Annotated in this window: 21 protein-coding genes and 3 pseudogenes; 16 read left to right on the top strand and 8 right to left on the bottom strand. The window is 59.4% G+C overall.

Going from position 1 to position 22,792, the window contains the following annotated elements:
* The first annotated feature begins 6 nt into the window (after nt 1-6).
* Nucleotides 7-642: a maleylacetoacetate isomerase gene (gene maiA / locus FQ187_RS06075; RefSeq protein ID WP_149628791.1), complete on the top strand. Its 636-nt coding sequence runs from the start codon at nt 7-9 to the stop codon at nt 640-642.
* Nucleotides 643-649: 7 nt separating this feature from the next.
* Here maiA and FQ187_RS06070 read toward each other — a convergent pair whose 3' ends face one another.
* On the bottom strand, nt 650-1,453 hold the full coding sequence (locus FQ187_RS06070; RefSeq protein ID WP_149628790.1) for a SirB1 family protein: 804 nt from the start codon (nt 1,451-1,453) through the stop codon (nt 650-652).
* 183 nt (nt 1,454-1,636) lie between these two features.
* Between FQ187_RS06070 and FQ187_RS06065 the strand changes: the two genes are divergently transcribed.
* The 4 genes from FQ187_RS06065 (at nt 1,637) to FQ187_RS06050 (ending at nt 5,969) form a co-directional block, all read left to right on the top strand.
* Nucleotides 1,637-2,656 (top strand): Glu/Leu/Phe/Val dehydrogenase dimerization domain-containing protein, encoded by a 1,020-nt coding sequence (locus tag FQ187_RS06065; RefSeq protein WP_149628789.1) that lies wholly within the window; start codon nt 1,637-1,639, stop codon nt 2,654-2,656.
* 113 nt (nt 2,657-2,769) lie between these two features.
* Nucleotides 2,770-3,864 carry a pyruvate dehydrogenase (acetyl-transferring) E1 component subunit alpha gene (gene pdhA / locus FQ187_RS06060; protein ID WP_149628788.1) on the top strand — a complete coding sequence of 365 codons (1,095 nt, stop codon included), beginning with the start codon at nt 2,770-2,772 and terminating at the stop codon, nt 3,862-3,864.
* Entirely contained in the window at nt 3,857-4,843 is a 987-nt protein-coding gene (locus FQ187_RS06055) for an alpha-ketoacid dehydrogenase subunit beta (RefSeq protein WP_149628787.1), read from the top strand. The genes pdhA and FQ187_RS06055 overlap by 8 nt, the downstream gene beginning before the upstream one ends.
* Nucleotides 4,844-4,859: 16 nt before the next feature.
* Nucleotides 4,860-5,969 (top strand): dihydrolipoamide acetyltransferase family protein, encoded by a 1,110-nt coding sequence (locus FQ187_RS06050; RefSeq protein WP_149628786.1) that lies wholly within the window; start codon nt 4,860-4,862, stop codon nt 5,967-5,969.
* Between the two features lie 162 nt (nt 5,970-6,131).
* Here FQ187_RS06050 and FQ187_RS06045 read toward each other — a convergent pair.
* A pseudogene (locus tag FQ187_RS06045) lies at nt 6,132-6,386 on the bottom strand (YebG family protein); the annotation flags it as partial.
* Between the two features lie 308 nt (nt 6,387-6,694).
* On the opposite strand from FQ187_RS06045, the gene FQ187_RS06040 reads away from it, so the two are divergent.
* Nucleotides 6,695-7,195 carry a phosphate-starvation-inducible protein PsiE gene (locus FQ187_RS06040; protein ID WP_008150634.1) on the top strand — a complete coding sequence of 167 codons (501 nt, stop codon included), beginning with the start codon at nt 6,695-6,697 and terminating at the stop codon, nt 7,193-7,195.
* Here FQ187_RS06040 and FQ187_RS06035 read toward each other — a convergent pair.
* From FQ187_RS06035 to FQ187_RS06025, 3 genes and pseudogenes are all read right to left on the bottom strand, one after another.
* Nucleotides 7,192-7,509 carry a DUF3509 domain-containing protein gene (locus tag FQ187_RS06035; protein WP_149628784.1) on the bottom strand — a complete coding sequence of 106 codons (318 nt, stop codon included), beginning with the start codon at nt 7,507-7,509 and terminating at the stop codon, nt 7,192-7,194. The genes FQ187_RS06040 and FQ187_RS06035 overlap by 4 nt on opposite strands.
* Nucleotides 7,510-7,714: 205 nt before the next feature.
* Nucleotides 7,715-8,504: pseudogene (locus FQ187_RS06030) on the bottom strand (HAAAP family serine/threonine permease); the annotation flags it as partial.
* Nucleotides 8,505-8,543: 39 nt separating this feature from the next.
* Nucleotides 8,544-9,920 carry an L-serine ammonia-lyase gene (locus FQ187_RS06025; protein WP_149628783.1) on the bottom strand — a complete coding sequence of 459 codons (1,377 nt, stop codon included), beginning with the start codon at nt 9,918-9,920 and terminating at the stop codon, nt 8,544-8,546.
* 135 nt (nt 9,921-10,055) lie between these two features.
* On the opposite strand from FQ187_RS06025, the gene FQ187_RS06020 reads away from it, so the two are divergent.
* From FQ187_RS06020 to FQ187_RS05985, 8 genes and pseudogenes are all read left to right on the top strand, one after another.
* Complete coding sequence (locus FQ187_RS06020) at nt 10,056-11,003, top strand: LysR substrate-binding domain-containing protein (protein ID WP_008150625.1); 948 nt, start codon at nt 10,056-10,058, stop codon at nt 11,001-11,003.
* Between the two features lie 213 nt (nt 11,004-11,216).
* Nucleotides 11,217-11,624, top strand: coding sequence for an HPF/RaiA family ribosome-associated protein (locus FQ187_RS06015; RefSeq protein WP_074873857.1), 408 nt, complete (start codon nt 11,217-11,219; stop codon nt 11,622-11,624).
* A 212-nt stretch (nt 11,625-11,836) separates the two neighbouring features.
* The gene (locus FQ187_RS06010; protein ID WP_149628782.1) at nt 11,837-12,139 is read left to right on the top strand and encodes a DUF3649 domain-containing protein; all 303 of its coding nucleotides are present in this window, start codon (nt 11,837-11,839) and stop codon (nt 12,137-12,139) included.
* Nucleotides 12,139-13,719 carry a PepSY domain-containing protein gene (locus FQ187_RS06005; protein WP_149628781.1) on the top strand — a complete coding sequence of 527 codons (1,581 nt, stop codon included), beginning with the start codon at nt 12,139-12,141 and terminating at the stop codon, nt 13,717-13,719. The genes FQ187_RS06010 and FQ187_RS06005 overlap by 1 nt, the downstream gene beginning before the upstream one ends.
* Nucleotides 13,720-14,047, top strand: a pseudogene (locus FQ187_RS06000) (DUF3325 domain-containing protein).
* A gap of 4 nt (nt 14,048-14,051) precedes the next feature.
* Complete coding sequence (locus tag FQ187_RS05995; protein ID WP_149628780.1) at nt 14,052-14,615, top strand: RNA polymerase sigma factor; 564 nt, start codon at nt 14,052-14,054, stop codon at nt 14,613-14,615.
* Nucleotides 14,612-15,601, top strand: a complete 990-nt coding sequence (locus tag FQ187_RS05990) for a FecR family protein (RefSeq protein ID WP_149628779.1) — start codon at nt 14,612-14,614, stop codon at nt 15,599-15,601. Before FQ187_RS05995 ends, FQ187_RS05990 begins: the two co-directional genes overlap by 4 nt.
* A 232-nt stretch (nt 15,602-15,833) precedes the next feature.
* Nucleotides 15,834-18,263: a TonB-dependent receptor gene (locus FQ187_RS05985; protein ID WP_149628778.1), complete on the top strand. Its 2,430-nt coding sequence runs from the start codon at nt 15,834-15,836 to the stop codon at nt 18,261-18,263.
* 164 nt (nt 18,264-18,427) lie between these two features.
* On the opposite strand, the gene FQ187_RS05980 is transcribed toward FQ187_RS05985, so the two are convergent.
* Nucleotides 18,428-19,303: an AraC family transcriptional regulator gene (locus FQ187_RS05980; RefSeq protein ID WP_149628777.1), complete on the bottom strand. Its 876-nt coding sequence runs from the start codon at nt 19,301-19,303 to the stop codon at nt 18,428-18,430.
* Nucleotides 19,304-19,529: 226 nt separating this feature from the next.
* On the opposite strand from FQ187_RS05980, the gene FQ187_RS05975 reads away from it, so the two are divergent.
* Both FQ187_RS05975 and FQ187_RS05970 read left to right on the top strand, forming a co-directional pair.
* A complete protein-coding gene (locus FQ187_RS05975) occupies nt 19,530-20,018 on the top strand; it encodes a hypothetical protein (protein WP_149628776.1) in 489 nt (162 codons plus the stop codon).
* A 212-nt stretch (nt 20,019-20,230) separates the two neighbouring features.
* Nucleotides 20,231-21,133 (top strand): DMT family transporter, encoded by a 903-nt coding sequence (locus tag FQ187_RS05970; protein WP_149628775.1) that lies wholly within the window; start codon nt 20,231-20,233, stop codon nt 21,131-21,133.
* A gap of 27 nt (nt 21,134-21,160) precedes the next feature.
* Here the strand turns inward: FQ187_RS05970 and FQ187_RS05965 are convergent, their stop codons facing one another.
* Both FQ187_RS05965 and FQ187_RS05960 read right to left on the bottom strand, forming a co-directional pair.
* Entirely contained in the window at nt 21,161-21,670 is a 510-nt protein-coding gene (locus tag FQ187_RS05965) for a DUF2165 family protein (RefSeq protein ID WP_149628774.1), read from the bottom strand.
* Between the two features lie 138 nt (nt 21,671-21,808).
* Nucleotides 21,809-22,783: a D-glycerate dehydrogenase gene (locus FQ187_RS05960; RefSeq protein ID WP_149628773.1), complete on the bottom strand. Its 975-nt coding sequence runs from the start codon at nt 22,781-22,783 to the stop codon at nt 21,809-21,811.
* Nucleotides 22,784-22,792: the final 9 nt, after the last annotated feature.

Genomic DNA, 22,792 nt, shown 5'->3' with positions numbered 1-22,792 from the left:
CGGGTCATGGAACTCTATACCTACTACCGTTCGACATCGTCCTATCGGGTGCGCATTGCGTTGGCGCTCAAGGGGCTGGATTACCAGGCGTTGCCGATCAATCTGATCGCGCCGCAAGGTGGCGAACATCGACAGCCGCCGTATCTGAGCATTAATCCGCAAGGCCGGGTGCCGGCCTTGCGCACCGACGAAGGCGAACTGCTGATCCAGTCACCGGCGATCATCGAATACCTGGAGGAACGTTATCCACAGGTGCCGCTGCTCTCCAAAGACCTCGCCGCTCGCGCCGATGAGCGTGCCGTGGCGGCAGTGATTGGCTGCGACGTGCATCCGCTGCACAACGTCAGCGTACTCAACAAGCTGCGGCAGTTGGGGCACGATGAACCGCAAGTGGTGGAGTGGATCGGGCACTGGATCAGCCAAGGGTTGGCGACGGTGGAGCAGTTGATCGGCGATGAAGGGTACTGCTTTGGTCCGACGCCTGGGCTGGCGGATATCTACCTGATCCCGCAGTTGTATGCGGCCGAGCGTTTCAGCATTTCACTTGAGGCATATCCGCGGATTCGTCGAGTGGCGGCGTTGGCGGCGACGCATCCGGCGTTCATCCAGGCGCATCCGGCGAATCAGCCAGATACACCGTAAAACGTTATCAATGGACGATTGAGTTAGGCGGCAGGTGCCCTAATCGCTCAGTCAGGCGAATCCGCTGGATCGGGTCGTCACTGAGCAGCAGGGCATGCTCCAGGTCAAAGCGCTCGGCGTTCGGGCAATCCAGCCGTTGATAGAGGCTGGCCCGGGCCAGGTAGTCGGAGGCGATGGCGTTGCCCAGTTCCAGCACACGTTCGGCGTCGATCAGGGCGCCGATGTAGTCATCGTTGGAAAGGTGTAACTGACGCAGGTTGCGCGACAGCCGCTGCAGCATTTGCACCGGCTCGGCGGTGAGCAAATGCTCGGCGCCAAGCTGCATGTTCGGGCCGTACTGGCGATGCAGCAGTTCCCGGCAATCGTTGGGGTACAACCGACGTCCGCCGCATGGGTCGAGCAGGTGATCGGCGCCCGGTACCCGCAGCAGGAAATGCCCGGGGAAGTTGACCCCGACCATGGGGATTTCCAGACCTTTGGCCAGTTCCAGGGCAATCAATCCCAGACTCAGCGGCTGCCCACGTCTGCGTTCCAGCACTTTATTGACCAGCGCGACTTGCGGACGCAATGGCGTGGAGTCGTCCTGAGCGAATCCCAGGTCATTCATGCGCCGTAACAACGGCTGGGCCAACTCGCTGACCGGCAACATCGGCAAGCCATAACTGACCCGTTGTTGCAGGTCCTTGAAATCGTGCAGCACCGCTTCGGGATTTACCTCAGTGTCGTGTTCGGCGGCAATCCACAGCGCCGCCTCGAACAGCGCGGGCGGTGAACGTTGCAGACAGTCGAAAAAACGTTGGCGGGGGGTCATCAAAATCTCCGGGTAATGCCTCGTTTTAGCCCCGTCTCAGGCATTCGTCCAGTGCCGAACATAGGCGGTTACAGGTTATGTCCGAAAGTCTGCTTGGCGACGTCGCTTATTCCGGTGCGCTTCTGCAATTTTCGGGCGCAAGCCTATACTGGCGACTACAAGAAGTGATTCGGGAGCCCTACGATGTTCGCTCTCATGCAAAGCACTCGCCTTGAATCCCTGCATCTGAGCGTCGACTCGGTCACCGGGTTGAAGGCGGTCATTGCCATTCATAACAGCCGTCTGGGGCCTGCCCTCGGCGGGTGTCGTTACCTTGCCTATCCGAGCGACGAGTCCGCCGTCGAGGATGCGGTGCGCCTCGCCCAAGGCATGAGTTACAAGGCGGCGCTGGCCGGCCTGGCTCAGGGCGGCGGCGTGGCGGTGATTGTGCGCCCGGTCCATGTGGAAAACCGCGCCGCGCTATTCGAAGCCTTCGGGCGTTGCATCAATCAACTCGACGGCCGCTACATCACCGCCATCGACAGTGGCACCTCCGTGGCGGACATGGATTGCATCGCCCAGCAGACCCTGCACGTCACCAGCACCACCTCGGCGGGCGACCCTGCACCGCACGCGGCGATGGGCGTGTTCACTGGCATCCGCGCCACTGCGATGGCGCGCCTGGGCAGCGACAACCTCGAAGGCTTGCGCGTGGCCATCCAGGGTTTGGGCAACGTCGGTTTTGCCCTGGCGGAACAACTGCACGCCGCCGGCGCCGAACTGTTGGTCAGCGACATCGATCACGGCAAGGTGCAACTGGCGATGGAGCAACTCGGCGCTCATCCGATCGCCAACGAGGCGCTGCTCAGCACCCCTTGCGACATTCTCGCGCCCTGCGGCCTCGGTGGCGTGCTCAACAGCCACAGCGTGACGCAACTGCGCTGCGCAGCGGTGGCCGGCTCGGCGAACAACCAGCTGACCCATCTGGAAGTCGCCGATCAACTGGAGCGGCGGGGCATTCTGTATGCGCCGGATTACGTGATCAATTCCGGAGGGTTGATCTACGTTTCGCTCAAGCACCGCGGCGAAGAGCTCACGACCATCACCGCACACCTGTCGAAAATCAGCTCCCGGCTGACCGAAGTCTTCGCCCATGCCCAGGCGGAAAAACGCTCGCCGGCCCGAGTGGCTGACGAGTTGGCGGAGAAAGTGCTGTATCGATGAGGTTGAACCGATGAAGGAGTGAGGGCCTATCCCAGACTTGCTCCCTAGGCCTGGCGCCACAAGCGTCAGGCTTGACTGACGCACGCTGACGCGGCGTGCCAGGAGCCCCTTTGATGCCTCACAAGGTTGAGCTGCCTTACACCCGATTTTTATCCCCTGACGGCCAATTGCTCGGCGAACTTCCTGCCTGGGCCGACGATTTCAATTTGCTGACGCGCCTTTATCGGCAGATGGTCCTGACCCGCCTTTTCGATCAGAAAGCCGTCGCCCTGCAACGCACCGGGCGCATTGGCACTTATGCGCCGACATTGGGCCAGGAAGCCATTGGCGTCGCCGTCGGCAGCGTGATGCACGCCGAAGACGTGCTGATTCCGTATTACCGTGACACCGCCGTGCAGTTGATGCGTGGGGTGCGCATGGAAGAAATCCTCCTGTACTGGGGCGGCGACGAGCGCGGCAGCGACTTTACCGAACCGGCGGCGGCCCAGGACTTTCCGATCTGTGTGCCGATTGCCACCCAGGCCCTGCATGCCTGCGGCGTTGCCAGTGCATTCAAAATCCGCGGCGAACATCGGGTCGCCGTCACCACCTGCGGCGACGGCGCCACCAGCAAGGGCGATTTCCTCGAAGCCCTCAACGTCGCCGGTGCCTGGCAGTTGCCGGTGGTGTTCGTGGTCAATAACAACCAATGGGCGATCTCGGTGCCACGACGGATTCAGTGCGGCGCCCCGACGCTGGCACAGAAAGCGATCGGTGCCGGGTTCCACGGTGAGCAGGTCGACGGCAATGACATGCTCGCGGTTTACGACCGAGTACACGTGGCCCTCGAAAGGGCGCGTCATGGTAAAGGCACAGTGTTGCTGGAATGCCTGAGCTATCGCCTCGGCGACCACACCACCGCTGACGATGCCACACGCTACCGGCCGGCGGACGAGGTCAAACAGGCCTGGCTGGAAGAACCGGTCAAACGCCTGCAACGTTTCATGGTCGACCAGGGCGTGTGGGACGAAGGCCGCGAACAGGCGCTGATCAGCGAATGCCAAGGCTTGGTGCAGCGCGCTGTGGATAACTTCGAGGCAGCGGGTACTCAGGCGCCCGAATCGATCATGGATCACGTCTACGTCCAATGGCCGGCGTCCCTTGCCGGGCAGCGTGAAGAGTTGCTCGAAAAGGCGGCGCGCCGAGCGGGAGATTCGAGCCATGAGTAACGGCAAAGTCACGTTGCTGGAAGCGGTGAATCTCGCGCTGCATCGGGCGATGAGCGAAGACGAGAACGTCATCGTCCTCGGTGAGGATGTCGGAGTGAACGGCGGCGTGTTTCGCGCCACCCAAGGGCTGCGTGACAGCTTTGGCTTCAAGCGAGTCATCGACTCGCCGCTGGCCGAAACCATGCTCGGCGGGCTGGTGGTCGGCATGGCCGCTCAGGGTTTGAAGCCGGTGGTGGAAATCCAGTTCATGGGTTTCATCTACGCGGCCATGGAACACCTGGTGTCCCACGCCAGCCGCATGCGTAATCGCACGCGCGGGCGGATCACATGCCCGATGGTGATGCGCACGCCGATGGGCGCAGGGATTCGCGCGCCGGAACATCACAGCGAAAGCACTGAAGCATTGTTCGCGCACATTCCAGGGCTGCGGGTGGTGATTGCGTCATCGCCGGCCAGGGCCTATGGCTTGTTGCTGGCGGCCATTGATGACCCGGACCCGGTGGTGTTTCTCGAACCGACCCGGCTCTATCGCATGAACCCGCAAACGCTGGTGGATGACGGTAAACGCCTGCCGCTGGACAGCTGTTTCACCCTGCGCGAAGGCAGCGACATCACTTTGATCAGCTGGGGCGCCAGCGTGATGGAAACCCTGCAAGCCGCCACCGCATTGGCCGAACGGGGCGTCTCGGCGGAAGTGATCGATGTCGCGAGTATCAAGCCGCTGGACCTCGACACCCTGGAAGCCTCGGTGCGCAAGACCGGTCGCTGTGTGATCGTCCACGAGGCGCCGCGGTCCTGTGGCGTCGGTGCAGAAATCGCCGCCAGTCTCTACGAGCGGGTGTTGCTGGAGTTGCAGGCACCGATCCAGCGGGTTACCGCGCCGGACATTCCGCCGCCGCTGTATCGACTGGAATCGCTGTACATGCCCAACGTCGAAGACATTCTTCACGCCTGTGACACGGTATTGAAATTCGCCTGAACCCACGGAGGCCTTGATGAAATATTTCAAACTGCCGGATCTGGGAGAAGGTTTGCAGGAGGCGGAAATCGTCCGCTGGCACGTCGCCGTCGGCGATAACGTCAAGGCCGATCAACTGCTGGTGTCGGTAGAAACCGCCAAGGCGCTAGTGGATATCCCTGCCCCCTATGACGGCGTGGTGGCGAAACTCTACGGCGGCGAGGGCGACATTATTCACGTCGGTGAACCCTTGCTCGGCTACGAAGGCGAAGCCGATGCGGGCACCGTAGTGGGGCGACTCGAAGGTGGCGGCAGCAGTCAGGAGGACTCGTTTTTCATTGGGGCTGCCCCCTCGACCCGAGAGCATCTGGCGACTCGCGCCACGCCGGCCGTGCGGCAACTGGCTCGGCAACTCGGCGTGGAGCTGAGCGGGTTGACCGGCTCCGGCCACGAGGGGCTGATCACCCGCACGGATGTGGAAAACGCGGCTCAAACTGAACTGGATCGCTTCGGCGGCGAACGGTTGCGCGGTGTGCGGCGCAGCATGGCGCTGAACATGGCGCGGTCCCACGCCGAAGTCGTGCCGGTGACGATTTTCGGTGACGCCGACCTGCATCGCTGGGGTCAGGCCCGCGAACCGCTGATTCGCCTGGCCAAGGCGATGGCGGCCGCGTGCGCCGTGGAACCGGTGCTCAACAGCGCCTTCGACGGCAAAAGCCTGTCGCTCAAACAACACGAACGGCTCGATCTGGGCATCGCCGTGGACACCCCGGACGGCTTGTTCGTGCCAGTGCTGCGCGATGTCGGTCACCGCACCCCGGCTGACTTGAAGGAAGGCGTCATGCGATTAAGGGCCGACGTGCAGGCGCGATCGATTCCGCCCAAGGAAATGATGGGGGCGACCCTGACGTTGTCGAATTTCGGCACCTTGTTCGGTCGCTACGCCAACCCGGTGGTGGTGCCGCCGCAAGTGGCAATCCTCGCCGCTGGTGCGATTCGCGACGAACCGGTGGCGGTCGATGGCGCAGTGGTGGTGCACCCGGTCCTGCCGCTGTCCCTGACGTTCGATCATCGCGTGGTGACGGGGGGCGAGGCGGCGCGGTTCTTCAAGGCGCTGGTCGAGGCGCTGGAACAACCCGACGCGTAGGTTTTTCGCAGGCATGAAAAAGGCCCTGAGTCTTTTGACTCAGGGCCTATTCAATTCGGGCGTTGCTTACTTGGCGGCCTTGGGGGCTTTTGCCGGCTTGGTCGGCTCAGCGACTTCAACAGGTGCAGGCGCCTCAACGGGGGCAGCCTTTTCAACGACTTCAGCAGGCGCATTGAGCAATTCGGACAACGCGTCCGGCTGGCTCTTGAACGCCTTGGCGAACACATCGCGGTTCTTCGCCATGTAGATCCCGGCTTCTTCCACTTGCTGTTCGGTCAGGGACGGAACGGCTTTGTGCAACACTTCAGCCAGCAACTCGGCCAGTTCGAGCATTTTGTCATGACGGTCAGCTTCGGCTTTATCCATGAACAAGCGCTCCAGATCTCGGCTGCTGCGGTATACCACTTCGACGGCCATTCACCACCTCACATGCCTTCACATTAAGTTGTCTTATTCGACTACTGTATTTATATACAGCGAAAAGGATAAGCGAATCCCTGCGCTTTGGGTAGTGGCTTTTTAATGTAGACCGAAATCAGGTGGTCTGCGCAAGACCTGTGGGAGCCGAGCTTGCTCGCGATGAGGCCCTCGAACTCTCCACAAAAGTGTCCAGTGGCAGCCTATCGCCATCTCACCCAACAGCCTCTGGCCTTTTTTCTGCATGCAGAACAACCGTCACGTCAAACCCGCATCATCCGCTCGAACCGAGCTAAGGAAGAATCATCGTGAAAATCAACTGGGCCGAGAACCTGCGGCAGAACGTGCATCAACTGGCCGAGTCTCTGGGCAACCTATTCGTCGAGACCTTCCACTACCTGGCGTTGTTCGCCATCGGTGCAGTCACCGCGTGGGCGGCGGTGATGGAGTTTTTGCAGATGATCGAGGCGGGGCACATCAAGATCGATGACATCTTGCTGCTGTTCATCTACCTGGAACTGGGGGCGATGGTCGGGATTTACTTCAAGACCAACCACATGCCGGTGCGCTTCCTGATCTACGTGGCGATCACTGCGCTGACGCGGCTGCTGATCTCCAACGTCTCGCACCACAACCCGCCGGATATCGGCATCATCTACCTGTGCGGCGGGATTCTGCTGCTGGCGTTCTCGATTCTGGTGGTGCGTTACGCCTCGTCGCAATTCCCTTCGGTGAAGATCGAACACCCGCAGCGCAAGATCGGTGCGGGTTCCGGTGAGCATCCCGAAGTCGAGAAGGGCGAGCTTTAAAGCCTCATGGCTGGCCGGCTGTGGCCCTTGACGCGTGGCGGCGGCAGGTTGTGATTGTCGCCGTCGGTCATGGCTTCGAGGATGGCCACGGCGCTGTGGCCCTGTTCGATGGCAATGCCGAATTGAATGCTTTGCACCAGGCGTTTGAGGCGCTGGGGGTCATTGCGTTGTTCGGCGCTGATCATCCGTTTGGCGACCACGTGACCGCTGTTGGACAGGGTCAGCATGATGCTGCCATCCAGACCCTGAATGCTCAGGTTGATCTGATATTCCGGTGCAAAAGCATCGGTAATGAGCTGAAAAGGATTGTCCATGATGCGTTACCGCCTGATTGAACGTGCAGTTGTTGACCGGCCGTGATCGGGATTAGTTCGCAACACCAGACCACCGGCATTCCATGTTCATGTACTTTCACCCGTGCAAAGGCACAGCAAGGGGCATGCCGGAAAAATTGTCGAACAATAGACACGGCAAAAAAGAGGCGGGCACTACAGCCCGCCTTCTTTTTGCCTGCCCGTTTCAGGGCATGAATGAGTAGATGATCGCAGACAGTGCAATCAAACCGATCAACACCACGAACACGTTCGAGGCCTTACCCGAATACTGGCGCAAGGCCGGCACGCGGCGGATGGCGTACATCGGTATCAGGAACAACAGGCACGCGATGATCGGCCCACCGAGGGTTTCGATCATGCCGAGGATGCTCGGGTTGAACGTCGCCACGGCCCAGCAACTGAGGATCATGAACAGCGCGGTCACGCGGTTCCGCCAACTCGCTGACATCACCCGGCCTCGGCCGCCCAGGCTTTTCACGATCAGACCCTGAAAGCGCCACCGCCAAATCAGCCGGGGACAGGGCCAGCACGCAGCTGAAGCAGAAGAACATCACCGTCACCACCATCATCGCGTGGGCGATGGCGAGGATGCCGCTACTTTTGCGTTCGGCCTGCTCGCCGTAACGCTGTTTCTGATCGGCGGAGAAGGCGGAGATGATCGGCGAATGGTTGAACGAGAACACCATCACCGGGATCGCCAGCCAAAACGTCTTGAAGAACAGCGGCATCGACATGCCTTCAATGGCGGTGGCGAAAGAATGCACCGTTCCAATTCGGGATCAGGCTCACGCCGAGCAGCAGCAACGCTGCGACAAACGGGTAAACCAGCACGCTCATGCTTTTGACGATGACGCCTTGGCCGCAACGGACGATGGACATCAGACCTAAGATCAGCACCAGCGACAGAATCGCCGCGGTGGCGGGGCGATGTGCAACTGATGTTTCATGAAGCTGCTCAAGGTGTTGGTCAGCGCCCGCTGTACCCCAACAGAATCGCAGTCAAGGAATGCTCCTCAGCACTCCACCCAGCTAACAGCCAGGCCGCCCCGTGAAGTCTCTTTGTATTTGTCGTGCATGTCGGCGCCGGTATCGCGCATGGTGCGGATCACCCGGTCCAGGGAAATGAAGTGTTTACCGTCGCCGCGCAGGGCCATTTGCGTAGCGTTGATCGCCTTCACGGCGGCGATGGCGTTGCGCTCGATGCACGGCACTTGCACCAGGCCGCCGACCGGGTCGCAGGTCAGGCCGAGGTTGTGTTCCAGGCCGATTTCGGCGGCGTTTTCCAGTTGCTCGGGCGTGGCGCCGAGCACGTCCGCCAGCCCGGCGGCGGCCATGGCGCAGGCGGAGCCAACTTCGCCCTGACAGCCAACTTCGGCACCGGAGATAGACGCGTTTTTCTTGCAGAGAATGCCTACGGCCGCAGCGCCCAAAAAGAACGCCACCACGTCATCGTCCGACGCGTCCGGGTTAAATTTCATGTAGTAATGCAGCACCGCCGGAATGATCCCCGCCGCACCGTTGGTCGGTGCCGTGACCATGCGCTCGCCCGCTGCGTTTTCTTCGTTTACGGCGAGGGCAAACAGGTTCACCCACTCCATGGCTGATAGCGTGGAGGTGATGACATTCGGCTTGCCGATTTCCAACAGACTGCGGTGCAGTTTCGCAGCACGACGCGGAACATTCAGACCGCCGGGCAGGATGCCTTCATGGCGCAACCCTTGCTCGACGCATTCGCGCATCACCGACCAGATGTGCAGCAAACCCTGACGGATTTCGGCTTCGCTGCGCCAGGCCAATTCATTGGCCATCATCAACTCGGAAACGCGCAGACCGTGCAGGTTGCAGAGCTTGAGTAGTTCGGCGGCGCTGGAAAAATCGTACGGCAGCACCACATCGCTGGTGGGCGCGATGCCTGACTCGGCTTCAGCCGCCTCGATGATGAAACCGCCACCGATCGAGTAGTACGTTTGCTCCCACAACTCACCGGTTTCGCCGAAGGCTGTCAGGGACATCGCATTGGGGTGGTAGGGCAGGCTCTCGTCGAGCAGCAGGAGATCGCGTTGCCAGTTGAAGGCGATGGTGGTTTTGCCTGCCAGAGACAGTTCGCCGGTTTCGCGCAGGGTCTGGATTCGACTGTCGATGGACGTGGGATCGATGCTGTCCGGCCACTCGCCCATCAGGCCCATGACGCAGGCGCGGTCGGTGGCGTGACCGACGCCGGTCGCCGACAGCGAGCCATAAAGTCGGATTTCTACTCGCCGTACGTCGGCCAGCAATTGTTGGTCAATCAGGGCTTGGGCGAAGGTCGCGGCGGCGCGCATGGGGCCGACGGTATGGGAACTGGACGGACCGATGCCGACTTTGAAGAGATCGAAAACACTGATAGCCATGCTAAAGCCTATACAAGTAATGGAAGAGAAATCGCTGCCATTTTTGTAGGACAAGCGCAATGTCGGCGATACTGCCTACCTCGGTCCTACGTGACCAACGAAACTTCCTAAGATAGCCTTTAGCAGGACTAAACAATGAGTCGCCAATTGCACGCCCAGACTTACGTCTGGCTGCACGTGTTTTCCTGTGCCGCGCGGCACTTGTCGTTCACCCGTTGCGCCGAAGAACTGCACATCACGCCGGGTGCGGTCAGTCAGCAAATCCGACAACTGGAAGAACGGCTGGGGTTTCGACTTTTCCACCGTCGCGCTCGGGGTGTGGAACTGAGCGCCGAGGGCCAGCGACTGGCCATCACGGTCAACGAGGCTTACGGCAGCATCGATGCGGAATTGCGACGACTGGACGCCGGAATGATCAGTGGGATTCTTCGGGTGCGCTCGATTCCATCGTTTCTGAGCAAGTGGTTGACCCCAAGGTTGCCGCGTTTGCAGCAGCGCTTTCCGGACATTCAATTGCGCCTGGTGGCCGAGGACAGCAGCGTGCCATTGCATGAAGGCGACTTCGATTTGGCCATCGACCTGAATGACGGCAGCTATCCCGGTTTGTTATCCACAACCTTGCTCGACGAACAGATATTTCCGGTCTGTGCCCCAAGCCTGCTGCGCGGTCGGCCGCCGCTGCATGGCCCGGCGGACCTGATGCATTTTCCGTTGCTGCACGACATTACCGCCTGGCGCGGCAGTTACGAGTATGCAGAGTGGGAGTTCTACCTCAACGCCATCGGCTTCGAAGGTGCGGACGTGCGGCGCGGGCATACCTTCAATCGCAATCACCTGACCATCGAAGCGGCGATTGCCGGGATGGGCGTGGCGATTGCGCGGCGAACGTTGCTCAATGACGAGTTGGAGCGGGGGACGTTGATCGTGCCGTTTGGCCTGGCGGTGCCCAATCACAAGCGTTACGTGCTGCTCTATGCGCCTGGGGCGCTGAGCCATCCAGGCGTGCGCGCGGTGCATGACTGGCTGGTGGAGGAAGCGGGGATTTTTCGAAGCCTGCACCCGCTGGCGGAGCGCCAGATGTGAGCAATTGTGACAAAAGAGTCAGGCGACCCAACTCCCGACCTTAACAGCGCTTTTGCTCCTTGTCCGGCTTTTTTTGCGAATCGAAAATTATCTTTTTTTAGGGGTTGAATTGTTCTGCGAGCAGACCGATTGTGTAAGTAAGAGGTCACGGTGATGACGCCCAAGGGCCAGCCGATGTGCCTCTCGCGAGCTAGCTGAAATAAGGGATGAACTATGCAAATCCAAGTCAACAGCGATAACCATATTCAAAGCAGCATCCGACTGGAGGAGTGGGTACGTACTACCATTGAGAGCACGCTCGAACGTTATGAAGAGGACCTGACACGCGTCGAGGTTCATCTGCGGGACGAGAACGGCGACAAGCCCGGTCCCCATGACATGCGCTGTCAGCTGGAAGCGCGTCCAAAAGGCCACCAACCGATTTCTGTAACCCATAAAGCCGACTCCCTGGAACTGGCGATCGACGGGGCGGCCGAAAAACTCGAACATGCGCTGGAACACCTGTTTGGCAAACTTCGGGGCAAACCACGTGCCGCTGTGGTGCCGTTCGAGAGAGTCGCAGCCGATGCGCTGCTGGAAGACGAGTTTCTCGAGAACGAACAGGCTGCACAAAACGGCTGAGGCCTGATTCACTTTTTACCTTTCCACCACTGAAAACGGGCCTGCTTATGCAGGCCCGTTCTTGTTTGTGCTGCGCGTGGGAACGATCATTTGGACTGCCGTAACAACGATCCCATCGGATCTGTTTTGCGTATGAGAATATTTATCATTAGTATTGCGACCTTGTTGGCCCCGTGACGTTCACGAGGCTTCACCCGTTTCAAGGTCGAAACATGAAAGGCAAAATCACCGCGCTCCCCGTTTCCTGCCGCCTAGCCATCACTTCCCGAGTGCTGGCCGCCGTGCTGGGGGGTTACCTCGTCGCGGCATTGGCCAGTGTCAGCCTGACGATGTGGCTGCCCATGGCTCGCGGCGAAGCGGTGGTCACCGGGATGATGACCTCGTTTCTGGTGTATCTGGTCGCCGTACTCTGGTGCTTTGCCTGTAGCAGTGCGTGGCAAGCCTGGTTCGGATTGATTGTGCCAAGCGTGGTTTTGGCGGCGGTGTCGGGGCTGGCGTACTGGATGGGCCACTGATGAAAGAGGGCTTTCGACAGGCCATGGCCTGGCTGCACACCTGGGCCGGGTTGATCTTCGGCTGGCTGCTGTTTGCGATTTTCCTGACCGGCACGCTCGCCTATTTCAAGGATGAGATCAGCCACTGGATGCAGCCCGAGATACCGGCGCGTTCGGTGACCTCCGAAGCCAGTTTGACGCTGGCGCAAAACTACCTTCAGCAACACGCAGCGGGTGCTTCGCGCTGGCTGATCGATCTGCCGAGTTCTCGAGAGCCGGGCCTGTCGGTGCGCTGGCAACAGTCGCCGGCCAAGCCCGGCACGCGAGGTCAATTCACCGAAAAACGCCTCGACCCGCAAACCGGAGCAGAAGTGCAGGGCCGGGACACACGCGGTGGCGAGTTCTTTTACCGCTTCCACTTACAGTTGCAGATGCCCTATCCGTGGGGGCGCTGGCTGTCGACCATCGCAGCGATGGTGATGTTCGTCGCGCTGATCAGCGGGATCATCACCCACAAGAAAATCTTCAAGGACTTCTTCACCTTCCGCCCGCGCAAGGGCCAGCGCTCCTGGCTCGACGGGCACAACGCGGTGGGCGTTCTGGTGTTGCCGTTTCATCTGATGATCACTTACAGCAGCCTGGTGATTTTCATGACGATGGTGATGCCAGCGAGCATCCTTGCCGCGTACAAAGGTGATGCCGAGGCGTTTTACGATGAGGTGTTTCCGGCGTCCAATACGCCCGACATGGCAGGCAAGCCGGGTCAGTTGGCACCGTTGGCACCGCTGCTGGAACGGGCCAGCGAGCAATGGCCGGGCGGACGGGCCGGGCGGCTGACGGTGAACAATCCGGGCGATGCGAATGCCTCGGTCATTCTTGCGCGTGACGGCGCCGACCGAGTGGTCCACGACTTTGGCAGCGCGTTGACATTCAACGGCGTGACCGGGCAGCTACTCAGCACGACGCCGAAGCAAGCACTAACCATGGCGATTGCCGGCAGTTTCTATGGCTTGCACATGGGCCATTTCGCCGGTCCGGTGTTGCGCTGGCTGTACTTCATGTGTGGTTTGGCGGGCACCGCGATGATCGGTACCGGGCTGGTGATCTGGCTCGGCAAGCGTCAGCTCAAACATGCGAAGAGCGGTGTGATGCCGTTTGAGTTGCGGCTGGTGGAAGTCCTGAACATCGCCAGCATGTCGGGGTTGATGGTCGCGGTGGCGGCGTTCTTCTGGGCCAATCGATTGTTGCCGGTCGCAATGGCGGAGCGGGCGGATTGGGAAGTGAACGGCTTCTTCATCGTCTGGGGCTTCAGTGTGTTGCACGCCATGGTCCGCCGTGGTCGTGCAGCGTGGGTCGAACAGTTGGCGCTGGCGGCGTTGCTGTTCTGTGCGCTGCCGCTGCTGAACGCGCTGACTACGCCTTATCACTTGGGCGTCACCCTGATGCAGGGTGATTGGGCCATGGCCGGTTTCGATCTGACGTGCCTGGGCAGTGGTCTGTTTTTCGCGTGGGCTGCGTGGAAAATGCAGCGCGCGGGGCAGCCTGGAATCGTCACCCGACCGCGGGCGAAATCGATAATGTTTGAGCAAGAGGCGCACTGAATGTTCCTGGCCCTGTTGCTGTGCTACGGCGGTTTCACCGTGCTGTGTTTATCGATGGATCGGCATCACGCCGAACTGTTGGGGCGCAAACCCTCGGCTCGTCGCCGTCAAGGGATGAAACTCAGTGGCTGGCTGTTGCTGGCGTTATCGCTGTGGGCTGCGGTGTCGTCGACGGGTTGGGGGCTTGGATTGGTGGAGTGGTTTGCGGTGTTGATGCTCAGCAGCTTTGCTGCTGGTGTTGTTGATGCCGTATCGCCCGCGCCTGGCCTTGGCGTTGGCCGGGTTGAGCGTGCTCGCCAGCCCCGTCGCCGTGTTTGCGCAGGGCTGACCTGATGATCACTAGCCCCCCGGAATCCCGAGACGATGAACATCGCGGTGCGCGTGCGCATTTCCTGCAGGTGTTCCTTTCCCAGCGTTCGCAAATGGAAGCGCTGGTGAGCCGTCGTGTCGGTTGTCGGGCGACGGCCGCAGATCTGGTGCAGGACTTGTTCCTGCGTTTCTGGCGTCGGCCGCTGGTGCAGGTTGAAGAGCTCAGCACTTACCTGTTGCGCTGCGCCGGCAACATCGCCATCGACCATTTGCGCAGCGAAGGCACGCGAGTGCGGGTCAGCGAGGGCTGGATGCCAGATCAACCCGACAGTCACGGCAGCGAACCGCAAGCGGCGTTGGAGGCGGGCAACGACTTGCGTCACGTCGAAGCGGCGTTGCGCGCGCTGCCTGAGCGGACGCGGCAGATTTTTTTGCTCAACCGTATTCACGGGCGCAAATACGCCGAGATCGCCAAGGCCATGGGCTTGTCTCAAAGCGCCGTGGAAAAACATATGATGCGCGCCCTCGAGGCTTGCAAGGCCAGCCTGCGGGAACCCGAACCGCGCATGCCAGGGAAAGCACCGTGAACTACACCGAACGCGTCACCCCGACGCCTGCTCAGGAACAGGCGGCCTTCGCCTGGCTGAGTCTGTTGCATGATCAGCCCAGCAGCGGCGATCAGGCCACCTTCAGCCATTGGCTACAGGCCGACCCCGCCCATGCCGAGGCTTACGCCCAGGCGCAAGTGGTGTGGGAGTTGACCGAAACACCGGCCCGAACGTTGGCCGATGAAGACGCGTTTGCCTTGCAGGGTTACCTCAACGCCATGAATCGCTCGCGCCGTACCAGCGTTCGGCGTTGGTCCGGGGCGTTGGCGATGGCCGCGTGTCTGGTGTTGATGATCGGCTTCGGTGCTGGCTGGCAACCGTCGCGCTGGGTCGATGATCTGGGCGCGGACTATGTGTCGGCGCCGGGGGAAATTCGCACCGTCACGCTGGCGGATCAGTCACAAGTCACGCTTGATGCTGACAGCGCGATTGCGGTGGATTTCAGTCGTGGCGAGCGGCACGTTCAGCTGCGGCGCGGCGCAGGATTTTTCAGCGTGACCCACACCGGTGAGCCGTTTGTAGTGGACGCTGAAAAAGGCCAGGCGCAGGTGCTGGGGACTCAGTTCGAAGTACGCCTGCAACCGCACGGCGCGCAGGTCACGGTGTTGTCCGGGCGGGTTGGTGTGACGGCGGACAAGCACGCCGCGCAACAAATTCTCACCGCTGGCCAGCAAGCGGCCTATGGCGAGGGTTCGGCGGAAAAACTCCACGGGGTCGACAGCGAAGCGCAATTGGCGTGGCGCCAGGGATGGCTCAATTACTACAAGGCGACACTCGCCGAGGTGGTCCAAGACCTTGGGCGTTATTACCCGGGACGGATTGTGCTGCTCAACGATGAACTCGCGGCGCGGCGGATCAGTGGCAGCTTTCCGAGTAAGGATCCGCAAGCGGTGCTGAGTTCGTTGCAGGGGGTGTTGGGGTTTGAGCAGCACAAGGTTCTGGGGCATCTGATTATTTTGCGGTAAGGCTACCGGCCCTTTCGCGAGCAAGCCCGCTCCCACATTCGACTGAGTTCCTTCAGAGGGAATGCAATTAAATGTGGGAGCGGGCTTTCTCGCGAATGCGTCCAGTCAAGCAATACATAATCCCGATAAAATTATTTTCAAAATTTTGGTGAGGTAAACCCAAGCCCCATTCGTGTAGTGACTGAAACTGCGAGTCATTCGCATTCCGTAGGTTCTACACCGGTCGTGAGCAATGAAGTCCAGGGCAAAATCGGGTTTGGTCAAACAATGGTTGGGTACGTGTGCCTTGAGCTTTTCGGCGTTGGCATTGCTGCCGTTGAGTATTGCGGTGGCGGCTGAGGCCGGCAGTGCCCGACAGAATGCGCAGTTCAACTTCGCGATAGCCGCCAAACCGCTGCCTCAGGCCTTGAGCGACTTCAGCCGGATCACCGGCATCAGTGTGGTCTACACCGATGAGGCGCCGTACGGCATCAACGCTCCAGCGCTCAGCGGGCAGATGAGTGCCGAGCAGGCGATGCAGCGTTTGCTCAGCGGTTCGGGGTTCACCTTCCGTCGCACCGACGGCCGCACATGGGTGCTGGAGCCGTTGCCTACCGAGGGTGCCTTGAACCTGGGCGCGACCACCATCACCTCGGTGGCCGATCAATCCATGAGCTATCAGCCGCCACCCACCAGTTCGGTGATGCGCTCATCGGCCTTGCTCCAGGAAATCCCGCAGACCGTCAACGTGGTTCCGGCTCAGGTCATTCGTGATCAAGCGCCGCACAATCTGGATGACGCGCTGGCCAACGTCAGCGGCATTACTCAAGGCAACACACTGGCGAGCACTCAGGACTCGGTGATGACTCGCGGTTTCGGCGACAACCGTAACGGCTCGATCATGCGCGACGGCATGCCGATCGTGCAGGGCCGTGGCATGAATGCGACCGTGGACCGGGTCGAAGTGCTCAAGGGCCCGGCTTCGCTGCTTTATGGCATTCAAGACCCGGGCGGCGTGGTCAACATGGTCAGCAAGAAACCCGAGCTTGAGCAGTACAACGCGTTGACCCTGCGCGGCTCGACCTACGGCGACGGCAAAAACGGCAGTGGTGGCGGCCTCGACAGCACCGGTGCACTCGGCGAATCCGGGTTGGCCTATCGCATGGTCCTGGACCACGAAGACGAAGATTACTGGCGCAACTTCGGTACTCATCGCGAGACATTGGTAGCACCGTCACTGGCTTGGTTCGGCGAAAGCACCAAGCTGCTGTTCGCCTACGAACACCGCGAGTTTCTGACCCCGTTCGACCGCGGCACGATCATCGACCCGCGTGACAATCATCCGCTGGACATCTCCCGCGAGCGTCGTCTCGACGAGCCCTTCAACAACATGGAAGGCCGCTCGGACCTCTATCACTTCGAGGCCGATCACGAGCTCAACGACAATTGGAAAGCCCACTTCGGCTACAGCTGGAATCGCGAAACCTACGATGCCAGCCAGGTGCGCATCACCGCCATCGACACCAAGAAAGGCACCCTGACTCGCAGCATGGACGGCACCCAGAACGCGATCAGCACCGACCGCTTCACCACCGCCAGCCTTGAAGGCAATGTCCAGCTCGCGGGGATGAAGCATGACCTGGTGTTCGGCGTCGATGACGAATACCGCAAGATCTACCGCGAAGACCTGATCCGGCAGAAAAGCCTGAGCACCTTCAGTTACATCAACCCGGTTTACGGCCGCGAAGTCGCCGGTACCACCGTCAGCCCGGCCGACAGCGCGCAGACCGATGAATTGCGCAGCGATTCGATCTTCCTCCAGGACTCGATCCACCTGAACGATCAATGGATTTTCGTCGCTGGCGCACGTTTCCAGGAATACGACCAGTACGCCGGCAAAGGCGTGCCGTTCAAGGCCAACACCGACAGCAACGGCCAGAAATGGGTGCCTCGCGCCGGTCTGGTGTATCGCTACACCGATGAACTGTCGTTCTACGGCAGCTACACCGAGTCGTTCAAACCCAACTCGACCATCGCACCTTTGAGCGGCAGCAGCACCGTGCTTGATGGCAGCGTCGCGCCGGAAGAAGCCAAGTCCTGGGAAATCGGCGCCAAGCTAGATATGCCGGGTCGCGTCACCGGTAACGTCGCGCTGTTCGACATCAAAAAACGCAATGTGCTGGTGGCCAACTCCGAAGGTCCGGTGACGATCTACAGCGCCGCCGGTGAAGTGCGTTCCCGTGGTCTGGAATTGGACTTGAGCGGGCAGTTGAGTGATCGCTGGAGCATGATCGGCAGCTATGCCTACACCGATGCCGAAGTCACGGAAGACCCAACCTATAAAGGCAAAAAATTGCAAAACGTAGCGAAGAATAGTGGCTCGCTGTCGGCGGTTTATGACTTTGGCAACATCATCGGTGGGGATCAGCTACGGGTCGGCGCGGGTGCGCGTTATGTCGGTGAGCGAGCGGGTAACGCGGTGAACGATTTCGACTTGCCGAGCTACACCGTGGCCGATGCGTTCGCCACTTACGACACCAAAGTCGAGGGGCAGAAGGTCAAGTTCCAGCTCAACGTGAAGAACCTGTTTGACCGCACCTACTACACCTCGGCGGCGAGCCGGTTTTTCGTGTCGATGGGGGATTCGCGGCAGATTTCGCTTTCGAGCACGTTGGAGTTCTGATCGCAGACCGCGTCATCGTTCTTCGCGAGCAAGTCGAATCGTCGCACCGCCTCTCCCACATTTGACCGAGTTCTCTCATGGGAATGCGATCAAATGTGGGAGAGGCGGTGCGACGATTCGACTTGCTCGCGAAGGCTGCATCCCAGACACCGAAAATCTCAGGCCTACCGCAAAAACGCCTGCCGATACTCTCCAGGCGTTCCGCCCGATGCCTGCCGAAACCGATTGGTGAAATGACTCGCACTGGCAAACCCACACGCCAGCGCAATATCCCCCAACAGCTGCGACGTCGAACGCAACAACTCCCGTGCCCGGCTCAGTCGCCGCGACAGCACATACTGATGCGGCGGCAACCCAAAGCTCTCTCGAAACATCCGCGCAAAGTGATACTCCGACAGCGCGCACAACGCCGCCAATTGTCCCAGGCTGATGGCCTCGGCCAATTGGTTGTCGATGAACTCCACCAACTGCCGTCGCTGATGCGCAGCCAATCCGCCTTTCAGCCGCAAGCCCTCACGCATTCCAACCTGGCCGAGCAGTACGTGGCTGAGCATTTCATGGGCCAGGCTGCTGGTGAGCACGCGTTCGCCGGGCTCGTCCCAGTTGAGTGTGAGCATTTGCCGAAAGCGCCGGGCTTGCGCCGGGTCGTCGAGAAAGGTGGCTTCGCACAGCTGCAGCTCGCGAGGTTCGCGGTCCAGCAACGTAACGCAGCCAAGGGCAAATTGTTCAGGGCTGAAATACAGGTGGGCCAGGCGAATGTCGCCGTTGATCACCCAACCCGATTGATGCTCGGCCGGCAGAATGCACAGCTTGTCGGGGCCGCCCTTGGTGCCGGGCTGATCGCGGCGAAAGGTCCCGGTGCCGCCGGCGATGTAGCACGACAAAGTGTGATGGCTCGGCGCCTCATAGTCCTGGGCGTCGTGATGGTTGCTCCACAAAGCCGCAGCCATGCCGTCACCGAGCTCCGCGCTGTGCTCCAGGCGAGCATTGGGCGAGCGGTTGAGGGCTTGAAAGACTTGCAGGGTTTCCAGTGCGGCCATGATTGGTTCTCTCCAACGCCTTGCATCCTACTCCGTAGATGTTGGCCTGCCATCTCGCCGCCCGATAAAAGCGCAAGATTATGTAAGTGTCGATAGTAAAAAAAACAGCGAAACTCAACACATTAATTTCCTTTTGTTCTAAATAACTGTCAAATATGACAGTTGTGGTAGAGGGTGGGGGCGTTTTAAATGCGGAAACACAACCATCACTAAAAGGCGAATTATCATGTCACATGGCTCAATTGAATTGTTATGGAAAGAGGGCTTTGAAAATGTGTCTCACGGGAGTTATAAGGAACTTCAATTAGATAGCTTCAAGATGGAAGCGAGAGTAGGGTTTGGGGGGCCGGACTACTATAGAATCGAGTGTCGACCCGCTAGGTCATATGAGGTTGAAGCAGGAATGCAGGGGAACGTCTTTGCTTTTGAGAATCAGGAGTTAGAGGGGGTTTATGCAGAAACCAGGATCACGTTGAAGCTTGAAGACTACATTCGACGTATTCGTTTTAATTTGATGAGTCGAACGGATGACGTTGTTCAGTTCTTTAATCAGGATGATCGCTTTATGGGAGAAGTCCAAGGAGGCGATCATGTGATTGATTTTTCAAACCCGAGAAACGATCTGAATAGACTCGGTCGTGTATCAGTGTTTTACGAGGCTAACTATGCCGCTCCCACTATAGACTCGATTGAAGGGTTTGCTTGGAAAATTTAAGCTTTTCAGATGGTGCTACTGTTGGTTCTTCAGGGTAACTAGATGCAGTCGCTTTCTCTCTTGTTCGGGAGACAGTTTTAACGCGTCAATTGATAAATCGCGGTAATGCTTCAGGTTCTGGTGCCATTGCCTGAGCTAAAAAAGAGCAAGTTTGTGCAAGCGCAACCGGTCATCCGGGGCAGACACTGAAAGCCAACTGAGGAGTGTCTGCCATGAACCTGTCGTTGTATCTGCTGACCGTGCTGATCTGGGGCACCACTTGGATTGCCTTGAAATGGCAATTGGGCGTGGTGGCGATTCCGGTGTCGATCGTCTATCGCTTCGGCCTCGCGGCGTTGGTGCTGTTCGTGATGCTGCTGCTGAGTCGCCGCCTGCAAGTGATGAACCGTCGCGGGCACCTGATCTGTCTGGCGCAGGGGTTGTGCCTGTTCTGCATCAATTTCATGTGTTTTCTGACTGCCAGCCAGTGGATACCCAGTGGTCTGGTCGCGGTGGTGTTTTCTACCGCTACGTTGTGGAACGCACTCAATGCACGCGTGTTCTTCGGTCAGAAAGTCGCTCGCAATGTGCTGATGGGCGGTGCGCTGGGCTTGTTCGGGCTTGGCCTGTTGTTCTGGCCTGAGGTGGCGGGCCACACCGCGAGCCCGCAAACCTTGCTCGGGTTGGGTCTGGCGTTGCTCGGGACGTTGTGCTTCTCGGCGGGCAACATGCTGTCGAGCCTGCAACAGAAAGCCGGGCTCAAACCGCTAACCACCAACGCCTGGGGCATGGCCTATGGCGCGGCCATGCTGTCGGCGTGGTGCCTGGTCAAAGGCATTCCGTTCGACATGGAATGGAATGCGCGTTACATCGGCTCGCTGTTGTACCTGGTGATTCCGGGTTCGGTGATCGGTTTCACGGCCTACCTGACGTTGGTCGGGCGGATGGGGCCGGAACGCGCAGCCTATTGCACCGTACTGTTCCCCGTCGTGGCGCTGAACGTGTCGGCGTTTGCCGAAGGCTACCAATGGACCGCGCCCGCATTGATGGGTTTGGTACTGGTGATGCTGGGCAATGTGCTGGTGTTTTCTAAGCCCAGGGCGCCGATGGTGCAAGGGAACGGCAAACTGGCATGAAGGTTTGGTTGATCGAGCGCTGAAATTTCAGCGTTCGATTTTGAGCACGATGTAAATCAGCAGTGGAAACATGAAGTCCACGATGTGTCGAGCCCAATCCTTGGCGTTCCAGATTGCAGACTCATCCATGTTGAACCATTCGGTGCCGATCACTTGCAGGCAGATGTAATAGACAAAAAGACCAATTAATAGTCCGATGATCGCGAACTTCTTCGCTTCGTGAAAAACGGCTGCAGGTGTATTTATGTTTCGATAAAGATGGTAGGTACCCAGCAAGCAGAAAGCCGTGTAAACAACTTCCAGAGTGATGATGAACCAATAAATGCGGTGATGGAGCATCGGCGAAGTGATTGCTCTGTAGCTCAGGTTCAGGTTTTCTCGGGTGGTGTCCATGCTGAGAATATGGCCGACGTATTCGTAATTGGATGGGTAGTCGGTAAAGTTGCTGTACATCACCATCAAGCCAAAGAAGCTTATATAGGCCATTAGTACTACTTTGCTGTATCTAATCAGTTTGTCGGTCGTAAGGTGGTTCAAGGTAGGTGCTCTCCATAACTAAAGTCCGTAAGTTAGACTAAGTATTGGGAGTGTATAGTGAGCATCTTTTTTTAGCAGTTAACTGAATTGCAAGGTGTGTAGGTCACGGGCAGGCGGTTAAGCACCTGCCCGTTTTAGTTAGTGCTTCCAGACCTGTGGGTTCACCAGATCTTGCGGTCGCTCACCGAGTAAAGCGCTGCGCAAGTTAGCCAAGGCACGGTTGGCCATGGCTTCGCGGGTTTCATGAGTCGCCGAGCCGATGTGCGGCAATGTCACTGCGTTTTTCAGTTGGAACAGGGGCGACTCGGCCAGCGGTTCCTTTTCGTAAACGTCCAGCCCGGCACCGCGAATCCGGTTGTTTTGCAGGGCTTCGATCAAGGCGGGTTCGTCCACCACCGGGCCGCGGGCAATGTTCACCAGAATCGCGCTCGGCTTCATCAACGCCAGTTCGCGATGGCTGATCAGGTGTCTGGTTTTTTCACTGAGCGGCACCACCAGGCAGACGAAATCAGCTTCGGCCAGCAGTTGATCAAGGCTGCGCAACTGTGCGCCGAGCTCTTGTTCCAGCTCGGTCTTGCGGCTGTTGCCGCTGTAGAGGATCGGCATGTTGAAGCCCAGTCGGCCACGTCGGGCGATGGCCGCACCGATGTTGCCCATGCCGACGATGCCCAGGGTCTTGCCGTGCACATCGCAACCGAACAGTGGTGCGCCGACGGTGGCTTGCCATTGGCCGGCCTTGGTCCAGGCGTCCAGTTCGGCGACGCGGCGGGCGCTGCTCATCAGCAGGGCGAAGGCGAGGTCGGCGGTGCTTTCGGTGAGGACGTCGGGGGTGTTGGTGAGCATGATCCCGCGTTCGTTGAAGTAGGCGACATCGTAGTTGTCGTAGCCGACCGAGACGCTGGAGACGACTTCCAGTTTGGCGGCGTTTTCCAGCTGTGCGCGACCGAGTTTGCGACCGACGCCGATCAGGCCGTGGGCGTGGGGGAGGGCTTCGTTGAATTGGGCGTTGATGTCGCCGTTTTTCGGGTTTGGCACGATGACGTCGAAGTCTTGTTGCAGGCGTTCGATCATTTCGGGGGTGATGCGGCTGAAGGCGAGGACGGTCTTTTTCATGGGAGGAGG

The sequence above is a fragment of the Pseudomonas sp. ANT_J28 genome (assembly GCF_008370005.1).
Taxonomy (GTDB): domain Bacteria; phylum Pseudomonadota; class Gammaproteobacteria; order Pseudomonadales; family Pseudomonadaceae; genus Aquipseudomonas; species Aquipseudomonas frigoris.
Note: the sequence above shows the minus strand (reverse complement) of the source record. Positions and strands in the feature narration are given on the sequence as shown.